This is a genomic window from Endozoicomonas sp. ONNA1, assembly GCF_024606325.1.
In the GTDB taxonomy this organism is placed as follows: Bacteria; Pseudomonadota; Gammaproteobacteria; order Pseudomonadales; family Endozoicomonadaceae; genus Endozoicomonas_A.
The window spans coordinates 1-14,547 of sequence record NZ_JAHHPN010000220.1 but is presented as its reverse complement, the minus strand read 5'-3'; the positions used below and the strand labels follow the sequence as shown (position 1 = coordinate 14,547).

Sequence of the window (14,547 nt, the reverse complement as noted above, 5' to 3'; positions counted from 1 at the left end):
GTACCATCAAGATCAGAGACAACAACGGGATACATGCATACCTCATCGGAGAGTGCGTTTTATCTGTATCCTGACACTAGCAGCCATGATAACACTGCTTTCTTGGCCTGCTGAATGACACAGTGATAACCAGATAAAACAGGTGTATTGGTCTCTAAATTATGCACATTGGTCTCACTTTCTGACAATAGCCGAATATACCAAAGATCATGAGTTAAGTATTCTCAGACTGCTATAACCAGCAGGGTTAGCCCTTAAGGAACATCAAAAGAAAGAAGCCGCTGGATAGCGGCTCCGGTAAGAGAGGATTATTCGAATGTTATCTCACCATCTGTGAGTGTTGCCATGATGACATCACCGGGAGAGTATTGACCGGACAGTATGGATTCTGCCAACGGATTCTCAATACTGCGCTGTATGGCCCGCTTCAATGGCCGGGCACCGTAGACAGGATCGAAACCCACTTCAGCCAGTTTCTTCATTACTTGATCAGAGACTTCCAGAGACAGACTGTTTTCAGCAAGACGTTTGTTCAGTCGGCTCAACTGAATAGCCGCAATACCTTCTATCTGCTTTTCAGTTAACGGATGGAAGACCACCAGCTCATCAACACGGTTGATAAATTCAGGTCTGAAGTGAGCTCCCACTACATCCATAAGCGTTGATTTTAGTGCTTCAAAATCTTCACCCTGCATGGTCTGAATGACATCAGAGCCGAGGTTGGAAGTCATAACAATAACAGTATTTTTAAAGTCTACCGTTCTTCCCTGACCGTCGGTTAAACGACCATCTTCCAATACTTGCAAGAGAATATTGAAAACATCAGGGTGAGCCTTTTCTACTTCATCCATCAACACCAACGAATAGGGTTTACGACGCACAGCCTCTGTCAGATACCCTCCCTCTTCATAACCCACATAGCCAGGAGGTGCTCCCAGCAGACGGGCAACAGAGTGTTTTTCCATAAATTCGGACATGTCGATGCGAACAATAGCGTCTTCTGTATCAAACAGAAATTCCGCCAACGCCTTGCACAACTCTGTCTTACCGACACCGGTTGGCCCAAGAAACATGAAGGAGCCATTAGGTCTATTGGGATCGGCCAGACCCGCTCTGGAACGGCGAACAGCGTTAGAAACAGCGACTACTGCTTCGTCTTGACCAATGACACGACCATGAAGTGCGTCTTCCATCTTCAAGAGTTTTTCACGCTCACCTTCGAGCATTTTGGCAACAGGAATCCCGGTCCAGCGGGATACGACTTCAGCAATCTCTTCATCCGTGACCCGATTGCGGAGCAGCTTGGTTTCTCCACCTGACTCAGCAGCGTCTGCTTCTGCCAGCTTCTTTTCCAGCTCAGGCAGCTGGCCATACTGAATTTCTGACATTTTGGCGAGGTCACCGGAACGCTGCGCCACCTCCAGAGCGATCAGCAGTTGCTCACGCTCTTCCCGTAACTTCTGAGATCCCTGCAGAACGACTTTTTCGGCCTTCCAGATGTCTTCAAGGTCTGAGTAATCTCTTTCAAGACGGCTCACTTCTTTGTCGAGCAGAGCAAGCCTCTCTCTGGATGCCTTATCGTCTTCTTTTTTGAGCGCTTCCTGTTCGATTTTCAACTGAATCAAGCGACGTTCCAAACGATCCATTTCTTCTGGCTTGGAATCCATCTCCATGCGGATACGACTGGCTGACTCATCAATCAGATCAATGGCCTTATCAGGCAGTTGTCTGTCAGTAATATAGCGCTGGGACAGTTTTACCGCAGCGACAATGGCCGGGTCGGTAATGTCAACACCATGATGAGCTTCATAACGCTCTTTCAGACCACGTAGAATAGCAATAGTGTCTTCTTCTGTAGGCTCATCCACCAGTACTTTCTGGAAACGACGCTCCAGCGCTGCATCTTTTTCAATATATTGCCGGTATTCATCCAGTGTCGTCGCACCAACACAATGTAGCTCTCCCCGGGCCAGAGCAGGCTTGAGCATATTACCAGCGTCCATAGCACCTTCTGCTTTACCGGCTCCTACCATGGTATGGAGTTCATCAATGAACAGGATGATCTGTCCCTCCTGTTTGGACAGCTCATTAAGTACCGACTTTAAACGCTCCTCAAATTCGCCCCTGAATTTGGCCCCGGCAATCAACGAGCCCATATCAAGCGACAAAAGCCTTTTACCCTTGATACCGTCAGGCACTTCGCCATTAATAATTCTTTGAGCCAGTCCTTCAACAATGGCGGTTTTGCCGATACCGGGCTCACCAATAATCACCGGATTATTTTTGGTACGCCGTTGCAACACCTGAACAATGCGTCTTATTTCGTCGTCCCGTCCAATGACAGGGTCCAGTTTGCCTGCTTCAGCCCGCTCAGTAAGATCAATGGTGTAAGTCGCCAGAGCATTGCGATTATCTTCCGCATTGGGATCATTGACCGCTTCGCCTCCCCTGAGATTGTTGATGGCATTTTCCAGAGCCTGCTGGCTTACCCCTTGCCCTTTCAGCACACTGGAAACGGACGAGTGCCCCTCCATCATCACCAGAAGAACGGTTTCACTGGAAATAAACTGATCCCCGCTTTTCTGGGCCTGCTTATCGGCCAGGTTAAGCAAACGGATGGTTTCCTGGGACGGTTGAATATCGCCGGTTGGATTATTGATGACTGGTACCTGATCCATTAGCTTCTCGAGCTCATCAACCAGCTGCTGCAAATTAAAACCCACCTGACTCAAAAGAGGCTTGATGGAACCACCCGGCTGATTCAGCAGCGCCAATAACAGGTGGACAGGTTCTATCTGATTGTGATCTTTACCCAGAGCCAGTGACTGAGCATCTGACAATGCGGATTGCAGCTTACTGGTGAGTCTGTCTGCTCGCATAGCTAGTTCTCCCGCGCTTTATTAATTGCCGACAGGGCGGCTTCTGTCATGTATATTGCGGCAGAATCGATCTTTTCAAGACTTGGCTTTCCCAGCCCTCCCGAAGTGGCTAATATCTTGGTGCCTGCTAGATTGAAGGGTTTTGATTTGATCCGAGATAACCTTCAATACTATGAAAAAATTATGGAACCCGCCCGCTCAACAGCATCGACCAACCCCATCTGATCCGTTATCTGCAACACTTTTTTTGATATTTGCCTTTATCATCACCCTTTCTCTTGAGGCAATGGCAGCGTCTGCCAACCCGGAAGACAGTCTCGTTGTCATTTTCAACGATCTGTCTTCGACAGGCTTTTGTCTTGGCGTTGTGACAGGAGAGAAAGAAATCACGACTACAGCCCTCTGCGCAAAAAACGGTGGGTTTGGCAACTACTCTATCTTCATCAGCCCGGAAGACCTCAGTTACTGGGAATATTTCACTCAACCTTACTGGCAATCAGAAAGAAACAAACAGGAACCCATTAGAGAGAACCAGATAGTAACCATCACTTTGGAACAGCGCCCGGAAAATACAAACATTGCCAAAGTTTCCAGGCGAGCAACCCCAATCAAGGCAACGCCTCTCTGGAAGTGTCTTGCTATGAACGGAGATTGGAACGATGCTCAGTGGAAATGGCAAATGTACCGGGTAAGACCTCTGAATCTTAGCACAGCAGCCTATACAGCCCCTCCCAAACAACTGCCCGAAAGTCTGAAGGTCTGGTACTTCGATAACACTGTTGCAATATTTGACCGGGATGGTGCCCTGATAGGCTTCTCCTATTGTCCGGAAGCTGCCTTCACCGCCCCTTCAGATGAATTCAGGATATACTCCGTTGACTATCAATCGGGAGAATATATAAACCATCAAGAATTCTAAAGCTGAATACAAACCACCAAAATGTCCCGACCGGATACCATCAGCCTTTACCTGGTTCAACACTTTTGCTTGTGTCACCTGCCAGGATAATTGTGACTTTCTCAGTCTTGGGTCGTGCACAGCAAAGCAGGAACTCACCTTCAGGGGGTGCAATGGAGATCTCACGATCGTAGAAAGTATCCCCTGCTACCAGCCGGGAGGCGCATGAATGACATACACCCATACGGCAAGCGTTAGGGGGTGTCAGGCCGTATTCTTCAGCCAGTTCCAGCAGTGAAAGATTGGGACCTGCATCCCATTTCGCAACAACCCCATCGGGTAAGAAAGTGACCTCAGCGGTTTCCACTACGGGCGGAGGCGGTGCTCCCGGTTCCGTTCCAAAGCTTTCGGTGTAGATCTGATGGGCGTTGGCTTTAAGTGCCAGCAGCGCTTCACGAACATGAGTTTGAAAAGTCTGTGGTCCACAGAGAAAGAACAGCAACTCATAGGGTGGCATATCTATCCGTTTATCACCGTCCATAATGTAAAGCCCGTCCAGCTTCTCAGCAATTATATCCTTCGTAAGATGGCCCTGATAATCGAAACGACCGGACGAAATGTCATTTTTGGTCGGTCGGGAAAAAATATGAATAACTTCGACATTGGGGAGTGCTCCTAGCTGATCCAATTCATCCCGGTGCGCCTGATGAATGCCATCCTGAACCGCGTGAAAGAAATATACAGGTGGGTAGTTTTTTACCGACGTGTGTGCTTTTAGCATGGCTAAAAGAGGGGTCAACCCAATCCCGCCAGCAAACAAAACCACGGGTTTTGGATTGCCGCGTGCAAGGGTAAACTGACCCATGGGGGAAGATACACGAAGGCTGTCTCCTACCGCTAGTGTCCCATGCATATATGCACTACCGGGCCCGCTGCGCGAGCGCTTAATGGTCATACGGTAGTGGTCAGGGTCATCCTGAAAGTCGCTAAGACTCCAGACTCGGGTGATTTCTTCTTCAGCCAGCGGTAATTTCACCGTCAGGAACTGGCCAGCCATTGCTCCTGCCAAGGGTGCCTCTCCATCTGGTGCTTCAAGCCAGACTGATTTTGTGTCTGGCGTCTCCTGACGGATGTCTTTAACCCTCAGTGCGCGAGAGCCTGACCAGCGACCTTTTGATAACTGCGCCCGATCTCGCTCCGCTGCGATTTTTGATGTTAAGAAGAAAGAAGACATCGGACTCAGGCCTTCAAGCTCTGACATCGCCTGCATCTGATCCAAGCTGGCTGTGCCCGCAAAAAGTGCTTTAGAGATGTTCAGCGCCAGAGTGCGTGGCTCTGATTTGGCTTCGACCTGTACTTGATCCCCGGCGACGATGGTACCTGTTTTAACTACATTCAGGTAAATGCCACTATGACCTGAGATTGCAAACTCCGGAATAAAGCTATCCGGCTGCCCCAACCGCCAGCACACTTTGAAGCATGGAATACGAGGCCCGGAAACGGATAGCACTACTTCATCGCCTATGCGCAAAACATCTCCCACTGCCAGAGCGACCTCATCCAGCCCGTCTATAACGAGATTTTCTGCAAACCGACCCATTGGCCAATCTTCATCGTTGCCGCCAAGACGTTCTTTCCAGTACGCATAAGTAGTCGTTGAAACAGCATAGATATGGTCGTTATGGACAGCTACCTCATTACCCTCAATACCACTTGCATGAACCCTTACCGGGCCATGCACCTCAAATTTCAGGTAAGCCGTTGTAACACCGTGACCGCGTATGTTATGGCGCTTTGTTTTTCCAATGCAGATCGCTGTGAGTTTCATTTTTTTATACCAGTCCTGCTTAGTCATCCCTTTAAGCCGAAGCCTGAACAGTTAACATGAATCATTCACAACTGAAGTTCGACAAAAGATCAATCGCTTTGATTTACAACCCATTTATTTTCCTGACACTTTGATTTTTGCTCTTTCTTAAGTTTTGTCAACAAACCTTCTTCATACTGACACATTGCTTCTCTATTCTGCCCTGACAATTTTAAAAAACACCTGTCATGGATTGAATATGGCTATAACAAGAAGACGTTTCTTTCAGGGAGCTGCCCTGGGGATTGCTACACTGCCGCTGCTCAAAACCTTTGCGAGCAGCCACCAACCCTTTCAGCACGGTGTAGCCAGTGGCGACCCCCTGACCGATCGGGTAATCCTCTGGACCCGGATCACTCCCGATGCCGAACCTGGTTTTCAACAGGCCATTATTCCCTATTCCTGGGAAATGGCCCTTGACCCGCAGATGAACCAGATAGTCAGGTCCGGCGAGGGCGTTACCGGCCCTCATGTTGACTACACCGTTAAAGTTGATGCCGAGAGCCTGGTATCAGGCACTGTCTATTACTACCGATTCTTTTCTAATGGAAAACCTTCACCGGTGGCCAGAACAAGGACTTTACCGGAAGGACACCTGAACAGATTGAGACTGGCGTTCTGCTCCTGCTCTAATTATCCGGCGGGCTACTTTAACGTCTACCGGGAGATTGCCCGAAGATCCGAGTTGGATGCCGTACTCCATCTTGGAGACTACATCTATGAATACGGTCCCGGTGGCTTTGGAACAAACAATAACCTTGGTCGTAGCCCGCTGCCTGCAAAAGAAATAACAGTACTTCAGGACTACCGACAGCGTTACGCCCAATACCGAACCGATCCGGATTTGCAAGAAGTTCACCGTCAGCACCCTTTCATCTGCGTCTGGGACGACCATGAATCGGCTAATGATTCATGGAAAGGCGGAGCCCAAAACCATAACTTTGGTGAGGGCATCTGGGAATCACGCCGCAACGATGCCATTCAGGCTTATTTTGAATGGATGCCCATCAGGGAGAGTGGCATTGTTGACCAGTTTGGACAAAAAACCATTTATCGGAGATTCCGATTTGGTGACCTGATTGATCTCTTTATGCTGGACACCCGACTGACGGGGAGAGACCGGCAGGCTCTGCCATTGTCTGCCAAAGCCGCTAAAGATCCGTCAAGAAGCCTGTTGGGTACGGATCAGGAGCAATGGCTGCATAATGGCTTAAGCCAATCCATGAACGAAGGGATTCGCTGGCGGGCACTTGGACAGCAGGTCTTGATGTCACAACTCACCATCAATTCGAATCTTCCTATCCTCATGGATCAATGGGATGGTTATCAGGCATCCCGACAGCGACTGTTTGATCACATTCAAAATCAGGGTATCAATAATTTGATGGTTCTGACCGGCGACACTCACAGCTCATGGGCTTTTGATCTGGCGCCTGAACCGCGCTTTCCTCACTACGGACGGATTTCAGGTTTTGGCGCACTGGGTGGAGAGTTTGGGACCCCCGCAGTCACATCCGGGTTTTCTGAAAAGACAGGTCTTGCCAAAGTGGCCTCACTGGCCCTGGACGGTGCTCTGCCGAACTTGAAGTGGACAAACCAGAGTGAAAAAGGCTATGTGTTGCTGGATATCAGTCACAGTCGGACGAAAGCTCACTGGTACCACGTAGACACGGTAGCCAGCAGAAACTACAACCACTATCTGAAGAGAGTGTATAAACAGAATGATGGTGCCAATCACATTCACAGAGCCTGGTCGGAAAGTAGCCCGGGCGAGTCACCCGCTCCAGCGCCTGATCTTGCCAATTTATTTGAAGGACTGAGGCAGCGCTATTATAGCTAGTAGTGAGCCACAGGAAGTGCCCTCATTGAGAGCACTTCCGATCTATTCAATCCAGACCAATGTGGCTAAACGTCCGGACTGGACGCCATCCCTCCGGTAAGAGAACCAGCGGTCATCCTCCTTGTAGGTACAGAAATTGCCGCCACTGATTTGTGTCACGCCCAGCTTATCCAACCGAAACCTTGCCAGTTGATAGAGATCGCCATACCAACGGTCACCTTGGCCTGGAATAAAAGCCGTCTCCATTTGCAGATCAGAATTCAGAAAAGCGTCACGAACTTCAGGCCCCACTTCAAAATGAGACTGGCTGATGGCTGGACCCAACCAGACCATTAACTGGTCGGGTTCATCGCCCATAGCTTCAGCCGTGGCTTCCAGGACGCCTGCCTGAAGCCCTTTCCAACCGGCATGAGAAACAGCAACATGGGTGCCGGATCTATTGCAAAAAATAACCGGGAGACAATCCGCCGTTAAGACAGCACAGGGTAACCCCTGCTTATCTGTCCAAACCGCATCACCTTCTCTCTCAATGTTATCCGGCCTGGCCATGACCACTTTAGTACCGTGAACCTGTTTAAGCCACTGAGGCCTATACCGCCATTGACGGTTCTCACCCAGCAACGCCCTGTTTTTTTCTACCACATCAGGATCATCACCGGATCGCAGCCCCAGATTGAAACTACTGAAAGCGCCCCGACTGTAACCCCCGGTTCTCAGTGTTACAGCAGCCCTCACACTTTCGGGCGCAGGCCAGTCCGGAAGCAGGTAACGATCTTCAGACATATTCGGTTCTCTCTATTACGATGCCTTGGGAACCTGAGTTCCCCGAAAAAAAACAGGGTATCCTGCTCAGGACTCTTTAGCGTCTTCTTTTAGTACATCCAGTAGCGCAGAAAAGTCATCCGGCAAAGGTGCCTCCCACTCCATATAATCATCTGTCACCGGATGCATAAGGCCCAGTCTCCCGGCATGAAGAGCCTGATGCCTGAAGCCTCTGAGAATCTCTTCCAGAACGGGAGAGCATCCCTTTGGAATTCTCAGGCGGCCAGCATACAAATCATCCCCCACCAACGGGAAACGAATATGGCTCATATGTACTCTGATCTGGTGAGTTCTCCCCGTTTCCAGTTTACAGCGGACATGGGTATAAGCATTAAATTTCTCCAGAACCCGGTAATGAGTCACAGAGGGTTTGCCGCTGGGTACCACCGCCATCCGGAGACGATGCGTCGGGTGACGGGCAATCGGTTCATTAACCGTTCCGCCAGCCGTCATGACGCCCTGAACCACCGCCTCGTATTCACGACTGACACTTCGGTCCTGAAGCTGAGCCACCAGATCGGTGTGAGCTGCCAGGTTTTTGGCCACCACCATCAGCCCCGAGGTATCCTTATCCAGTCGGTGCACGATGCCCGCCCTGGGCACCGAGGCCATCTCGGGGTAATGATATAACAGGCCATTCAACAAAGTACCTGAGTAATTCCCTGCCGCCGGATGAACCACCGTTCCCACCGGTTTATTGATGACCAGAATGGCATCGTCTTCATAAATAATATTCAGTGGGATGTTTTCAGGTTCCCAGCGTTCTTCATTATCGACTTCAACACTGAGTGTTAGCTGCTCGCCACCGATCAGCTCGTCTTTAGGCTTTTTCTTCTGGCCATCCACCCGCAAATCACCGTTTTTGATCCACTCCTGAAGACGTGCTCTGGAAAAGTCCGGAAAGCAGCTGACCGCAATCTGGTCCAGTCTTTTGCTTCCCAGTTCATCAGGCACAACGACCTGCTGATTGATCTGCTCACTCATCAAATACTTCTCAGGTTAGAGGGGCCTGGGCGAGCGCTATTCCCGGTCAGACCCCTGTGTCAATCAACAAAAAAATCTCAGCCACCGAAGGACAAATGCTGCAATAAAACAGGTCAATAAAAATGTTCAGCCTCCTGAAAGCAGTAGATTGATATTAATAGACCCGGTTTCTTTTCGTTTTACGGCGGACTGTGTTTAAATTGGTCGGATAAAGGCGGGAAGTTTATCACATCACTGGGTCTGGCTGGACTATGCTCAAAACTTTATCATCAACCTGCTTCCCTGCTGTTAAGTTCGTGGGGAGCACCAGCTCTCCTCACAATCATGCCGGAGTAAGGAAACTGTAAACACCATGACAATACTCAAAACCACATACTCGCGCCTGACAGGTCTGTTCCTTGCTGCGGTGGTTCTGGCAGGATGCTCCTCGACCCCTGAGAAAAAAACGATCCCGGAATCCCTGACTGAGGCCGAGCTCTACCAGACGGCCAACCAGTCGCTGAATAACCAGAGTTATACGAAGGCTATAGACTATCTGCGTGCACTGGAGTCACGCTATCCCTTCGGTTCTTTTGCGGAGCAGGCTCAGCTGGATTTGGTCTATGCCTATTTCATGAATGTAGAGCCTGAAGCCGCCAGAGCTGCAGCGGACCGTTTTCTTCGCCTGCACCCACAGCACCCCAATGCAGACTATGCCTATTACATCAAAGGCCTGGCCTCTAATACGGCTGCTATGGGCCTCATCGAACGTTACCTGCCACTGGACAACACAAAGCGCGACCCTGGTCAGGCTCGTCAATCCTTCAACGAGTTTCGTGAATTACTGACACGCTATCCGGACAGCAAATACGCACCGGATGCCCGTCAGCGGATGGTAGCCCTGAGAAATCGTCTGGCTGATTATGAAATTCATGCAGCCAATTACTACATGAAACGTAAAGCCTACGTAGCGGCAGTGAATCGTGGCAAGTACGTTGTTGAAAATATGCAGAGAACCCCGGCAGTAGAGCCTGCACTGGGTATCATAGTGGAAGGTTATCAACGACTGGGGCTGACAGAGCCTGCGAATGAAGCCCTTGATGTTTTGAAACTGAACTTCCCGAATTCGAAACTGCTCAATGACCAGGGGGAATTCATCGGCTATCAGTCCTTCGGTGATGTCGACCCCTCACTGCTCTATACCGTGTCATTCGGCCTGCTGGGTGATTCAGGTGTTGAGAAGCAGAAAACGCAGACTCCTGTCGCTCCCAAGCCTCCCGAAGACGAACAGTAATATCCCGGCTTCCAGCTGGAAGCCGCACGACCTTGCGGTTTACTAATTCAATGCCAACGACTGTGAAATGCCCAAAATGCGGCAAAGAAGTGGAATGGAAGAAAGAAAACACGTTTCGACCCTTCTGCTCCCGACGATGCAAGTTGATTGATCTGGGAGCCTGGGCAAATGAAGAGCGCTCGATTCCCGGAGACCCTGCTTTTGATGATCTGTTGTCCGGCGAGATCGATGACCATCTAAAGCACTGAGAAACCTTTGCCTACACCCAGCTCCTCGGGCCAGGAGCCCTGATTCAAGAGGGCTTTTGCCTGAGAGCGCTTAAACTCCAGAACTTCATACATGGCCTCACGAAGCTCTGGTTGATGCATATGCTCAGCCAGCTCGCTCAAATGCTGATCTGACAGCTCGGCAATTCTCTGCAATGCTGACTCTATCGATCTTTTGACCTGATCATCTGGCATCTGCTCAACCATAGTCAACAGAGTATTCTTTCCTCGATACTGAACTCTGTGCAATCTTGATGGCTGCAAAAGCTTCTGGGTAAATTCATCCATAGTGCAGTTCTTCGGGAGGGAAAATTGATTATAAAAAGACATACCAAAATCAATGCTGACTAACTTGCCAGTGATGAGCTCATCCCCCTTTTCAACGTTCATCAGCTCATCACCTTCGGCGTGCTTGAATAAGTAATTATCAAGTTTCAGATAATCCTGATCGCCCAGAAGAAAACGCCTCATGACAAGATTGGTGACCGGATTATGGTCATCAGCAAACTGGCAAATGGAAGGGAATAATGTTTGATGAAAGTAAGTATCGCCAGGATAGAAACCTTTAAGGTCTTTGGATGCCACACAATGATCCTGACGCTTTTCATCCAGACTGTAGCGATGCATGTATTCCTGCCCATAATGCATAACTTTCTTGTAGGCCTCGGCAGCAAGGCACTCTCTTTGAGCCAGCACTTTTCGATTATCGTAGAAACGAGCTTTGTAGGGTTTTCCGGTGATCAGGTAGATTACTTTTTGCAACAGCCGTTTGAATTTTTCAGTACCCGATTCATACCCAAGTGTTTTGATATGCCAGAGTCCTTGATTTTTCTTAGTTTTCGGAGAATCTGATTCCTTATCTATTCCCCTTGCTTCGGTTTTGACACGCATTAACCGGTGATCAACAACCCCCCGGCGAATTGGCCCGGGAAACTCTTCCCAATACTCGCTGAAGGGTCTGTCATTAATAGATGGAAGAATATTTCGACCAACCTGCCCAGTCTCTTTGTAATAGGCAACCTCTCGATCCTGAATAGGGCGCTGACCCTGTGCTGAAGATTCTTGATGCAGCCCTTCAGTGCCAGATGGATCTTCCCGTGAACCTATCGTTCTTCCCAGCGTGTCCTGGCCAGAAGGTGACGGGGATTGGTAGGTTGAATCAGCGGGTAGCCCTGATGTTGATCTGTTGCCACCGGGCCCGATACTAGGATGAGACATTTGCTTCCCTGCAAAAAGTTATTCATTTTAATTAAGACTAGTATAGGGTCTCAATGAATTTGGGACCAGAAAGCACCAATAGCCGCGATTCCCTGAACACCCCGGTCTATTAACTTCTCTTGATCAGCAAGCTCCATTCCTCCCAACCAGAAAACGGGTAGTGGACAGCGATCAGTCAGCTCATCAGCTTTCTTCTCACCTAATGTCTCACAGCCTGGATGCGTGTTTGTGAGCCTGACCGGAGAGAGTGTTACAAAATCGACACCCAATGATGCGGCCCGGTCAATTTGCTCCTGATTATGACAGGAAGCTGCCAGCCACTGACCAGATCGGCAGCGATTACGCCAATCAACACCCTCTTGCAGCAGCTGTTTCGAGGTAAGATGAATACCATCACACCAGGCATTGGCCAGTAGCTCAGCCCCGCCTTTAAGCAGTAGCTTGGCTCCGGTTTGCCGACAGAGATGATGCAGCTCTCTGGCTAAATGCTGATAGGTTGCTTTATCCAGCCACGGAGCCCGAAACTGGATCAGCTCCATTCCCTGCTCAATCTGATAACTCACTTTTTCCAGAAGTTCAGCAGCCGCATCAAAGTTTCCGGTGATCATATAACGGTTCGGTAATAGCGCCGCAGTGACAATAGAATCATTAGCCGGGGGAAAGTCCAGCCCGGGTAACTCTTTCAGATCAACCCAACGAATCTCCTGCCCCTCATTGCCGCAAGGCAGCCCTTTGATATCATCCGCCCACCAGGTATCGAGATAGACGGACTTGTCCGGATAATCATGCCGAATCGAAATCAATTTCTGGAACACAGCTGCTTCGATATCCAGTTCTTCCTTAAGCTCACGATTCAAGGCAGCCGTAACGAACTCTCCCTCTTCCACCTTGCCACCCGGAAACTCCCAGTAGCCCCCCATGTGTTTATCATTTGGTCGCCGCGCTACGAGAACTCTTCCATCTTCCCCGCGGATAACAGCCACCGCAACATGCACCAGCTTCCTGGCATTCGTCTGATTTTCTGAAGACATAACCTATTACCTTGTCATTAAACAACTGGTTAGGTACTTAGGTTCGATATTCAGCATTGATTCGAACATACTCATGGGAAAGGTCCGTCGTCCAGAGCGTTTCTGTGATATTACCGGCTCCCAGCTGAACACGGATCAGAATCTCTTCCTGATTCATTACACGCTCACCTTCAGCTTCGGTATAGGATCGGGCAGCACCCCCACCTTCCACAATGCAAACGTCGTTTAGCCAGATTGAAACTTTATCAATCTTCAGTTCATTGATTTCAGCTCTTCCCACAGCAGCAAGAATTCTGCCCCAATTCGGGTCACAGGCAAATAAAGCAGTCTTAACCAAAGGAGAGTGCGCAATGCTGTAAGCGACCTCAAGAGCATCAGCGACACTGCTCGCCTGTTCAACCTGAATGGTTAGAAACTTGGTAGCACCTTCACCATCTCTGACAATAGCCTGTGCCAGAGTAATAGCCACCTCTTCAACCGCCTGCCTCAGAGCCTGATATAAATGTCCTTGAGGCTGCGTTAACGACTCATTGCCGGCCTTGCCCGTGGCTACCAACATGCAACAATCATTGGTGGAAGTATCACCGTCTACCGATATTCTATTGAACGACAGATTTACAGCATCAGACAGGAGCTTTTGCAAAACAGTCTGTTCTACAGAGACATCTGTGGCCATAAAAGCCAGCATGGTAGCCATATTCGGCTTGATCATACCCGACCCTTTACTGATTCCCGTTACCGTGTACATTTTGCCATCGACTTCAAACTGCTGACTGGCACCTTTAGGGCGAGTATCAGTCGTCAGGATGCCTTCTCCTGCCGACTGCCAGCCATTTTCACTCAAATCCGTGAAAGCAGCGGGCAGGCCAGAAACAATTTTGTCAACGGGCAGAAGCTCGCCAATCACACCGGTTGAAAAAGGCAACACCTGATTTTCTTGCACTCTGGCGTGTTCAGCCAATACACGACAGACCTCAAAGGCATCCGTCATTCCCTGCTCACCGGTACCCGCATTGGCATTACCGGTATTAATAACAAAATATTCAGGCGAACAATGAATGCGACGTTTGGCCAGTTGGACTGGTGCAGCACAAAAACGGTTCAGTGTGAAAACACCGGCAACAGAAGCACCCTTATCCCAGTTCATAATCACAAGATCCTTACGATCCTGCTTCTTGATACCCGCCTCTGCCGTTCCAAGACGAAAGCCTTTCACTGGATGCATTTTCGGCCAGCTTCCTGATCCTACTGCCATGGTTTGTCCATCTCCTCTTTTTCATTCCAATTCAATGCATCCGTTATTTCTGCAAGCCGACACCGTCTGCCAGACTGAACAACCTCGATAACGAATTCAAAGAATCAGGCCAGAGAGCACATACTCAAATGGCCCGATGCGAAGTACAGTTATAGCTAACTCTTGATTAAATCCGCAACGAGCGCAACACTCGCTGTTATGGATAAGGTTCAAG

11 protein-coding genes are annotated in these 14,547 nt (G+C 49.4%); 4 read left to right on the top strand and 7 right to left on the bottom strand.

The annotated features are described in order from the left end of the window. Positions 1-308 precede the first annotated feature (308 nt). Complete coding sequence (gene clpB, locus KDK19_RS05265) at positions 309-2,879, bottom strand: ATP-dependent chaperone ClpB (protein ID WP_257279926.1); 2,571 nt, start codon at positions 2,877-2,879, stop codon at positions 309-311. 172 nt (positions 2,880-3,051) lie between these two features. Here clpB and KDK19_RS05260 point away from each other — a divergent pair, with 172 nt between their 5' ends. Further along, positions 3,052-3,798, top strand: a complete 747-nt coding sequence (locus KDK19_RS05260) for a hypothetical protein (protein WP_257254665.1) — start codon at positions 3,052-3,054, stop codon at positions 3,796-3,798. Between the two features lie 40 nt (positions 3,799-3,838). On the opposite strand, the gene KDK19_RS05255 is transcribed toward KDK19_RS05260, so the two are convergent. Continuing rightward, the gene (locus KDK19_RS05255) at positions 3,839-5,632 is read right to left on the bottom strand and encodes an MOSC domain-containing protein (protein ID WP_257291491.1); all 1,794 of its coding nucleotides are present in this window, start codon (positions 5,630-5,632) and stop codon (positions 3,839-3,841) included. A 211-nt stretch (positions 5,633-5,843) separates the two neighbouring features. Between KDK19_RS05255 and KDK19_RS05250 the strand changes: the two genes are divergently transcribed. Beyond that, positions 5,844-7,484: an alkaline phosphatase gene (locus KDK19_RS05250; RefSeq protein ID WP_257291490.1), complete on the top strand. Its 1,641-nt coding sequence runs from the start codon at positions 5,844-5,846 to the stop codon at positions 7,482-7,484. 42 nt (positions 7,485-7,526) lie between these two features. Here KDK19_RS05250 and pgeF read toward each other — a convergent pair whose 3' ends face one another. Beyond that, positions 7,527-8,267: a peptidoglycan editing factor PgeF gene (pgeF, locus tag KDK19_RS05245; protein WP_257255408.1), complete on the bottom strand. Its 741-nt coding sequence runs from the start codon at positions 8,265-8,267 to the stop codon at positions 7,527-7,529. Positions 8,268-8,333: 66 nt separating this feature from the next. Further along, positions 8,334-9,290: a 23S rRNA pseudouridine(1911/1915/1917) synthase RluD gene (gene rluD / locus KDK19_RS05240; RefSeq protein WP_257291489.1), complete on the bottom strand. Its 957-nt coding sequence runs from the start codon at positions 9,288-9,290 to the stop codon at positions 8,334-8,336. A 352-nt stretch (positions 9,291-9,642) separates the two neighbouring features. On the opposite strand from rluD, the gene KDK19_RS05235 reads away from it, so the two are divergent. Next, a complete protein-coding gene (locus tag KDK19_RS05235; protein WP_257276322.1) occupies positions 9,643-10,563 on the top strand; it encodes an outer membrane protein assembly factor BamD in 921 nt (306 codons plus the stop codon). Positions 10,564-10,613: 50 nt separating this feature from the next. Next, positions 10,614-10,811: a DNA gyrase inhibitor YacG gene (gene yacG, locus KDK19_RS05230; RefSeq protein ID WP_257255412.1), complete on the top strand. Its 198-nt coding sequence runs from the start codon at positions 10,614-10,616 to the stop codon at positions 10,809-10,811. On the opposite strand, the gene KDK19_RS05225 is transcribed toward yacG, so the two are convergent. From KDK19_RS05225 to argJ, 3 genes are read right to left on the bottom strand one after another with little or no spacing between them, the layout of a single operon-like run. Beyond that, positions 10,800-12,047, bottom strand: coding sequence for a hypothetical protein (locus tag KDK19_RS05225; RefSeq protein WP_257287488.1), 1,248 nt, complete (start codon positions 12,045-12,047; stop codon positions 10,800-10,802). The two genes, yacG and KDK19_RS05225, sit on opposite strands and share 12 nt — an antisense overlap. 50 nt (positions 12,048-12,097) lie before the next feature. Then, positions 12,098-13,078 (bottom strand): Nudix family hydrolase, encoded by a 981-nt coding sequence (locus tag KDK19_RS05220; protein ID WP_257279931.1) that lies wholly within the window; start codon positions 13,076-13,078, stop codon positions 12,098-12,100. A 37-nt stretch (positions 13,079-13,115) separates the two neighbouring features. Further along, positions 13,116-14,333: a bifunctional glutamate N-acetyltransferase/amino-acid acetyltransferase ArgJ gene (gene argJ / locus KDK19_RS05215; protein WP_257279932.1), complete on the bottom strand. Its 1,218-nt coding sequence runs from the start codon at positions 14,331-14,333 to the stop codon at positions 13,116-13,118. Positions 14,334-14,547 lie beyond the last annotated feature (214 nt).

What these genes read in the sequence shown, in the direction of transcription:
- KDK19_RS05255 (WP_257291491.1), bottom strand. Translation starts at nt 5,632, where the DNA reads ATGACTAAGCAGGACTGGTATAAAAAAATGAAACTCACAGCGATCTGC.
- KDK19_RS05250 (WP_257291490.1), top strand. Translation starts at nt 5,844, where the DNA reads ATGGCTATAACAAGAAGACGTTTCTTTCAGGGAGCTGCCCTGGGGATT.
- yacG (WP_257255412.1), top strand. Translation starts at nt 10,614, where the DNA reads ATGCCAACGACTGTGAAATGCCCAAAATGCGGCAAAGAAGTGGAATGG.
- KDK19_RS05260 (WP_257254665.1), top strand. Translation starts at nt 3,052, where the DNA reads ATGAAAAAATTATGGAACCCGCCCGCTCAACAGCATCGACCAACCCCA.
- KDK19_RS05220 (WP_257279931.1), bottom strand. Translation starts at nt 13,078, where the DNA reads ATGTCTTCAGAAAATCAGACGAATGCCAGGAAGCTGGTGCATGTTGCG.
- KDK19_RS05235 (WP_257276322.1), top strand. Translation starts at nt 9,643, where the DNA reads ATGACAATACTCAAAACCACATACTCGCGCCTGACAGGTCTGTTCCTT.
- pgeF (WP_257255408.1), bottom strand. Translation starts at nt 8,267, where the DNA reads ATGTCTGAAGATCGTTACCTGCTTCCGGACTGGCCTGCGCCCGAAAGT.
- argJ (WP_257279932.1), bottom strand. Translation starts at nt 14,333, where the DNA reads ATGGCAGTAGGATCAGGAAGCTGGCCGAAAATGCATCCAGTGAAAGGC.
- KDK19_RS05225 (WP_257287488.1), bottom strand. Translation starts at nt 12,047, where the DNA reads ATGTCTCATCCTAGTATCGGGCCCGGTGGCAACAGATCAACATCAGGG.
- clpB (WP_257279926.1), bottom strand. Translation starts at nt 2,879, where the DNA reads ATGCGAGCAGACAGACTCACCAGTAAGCTGCAATCCGCATTGTCAGAT.
- rluD (WP_257291489.1), bottom strand. Translation starts at nt 9,290, where the DNA reads ATGAGTGAGCAGATCAATCAGCAGGTCGTTGTGCCTGATGAACTGGGA.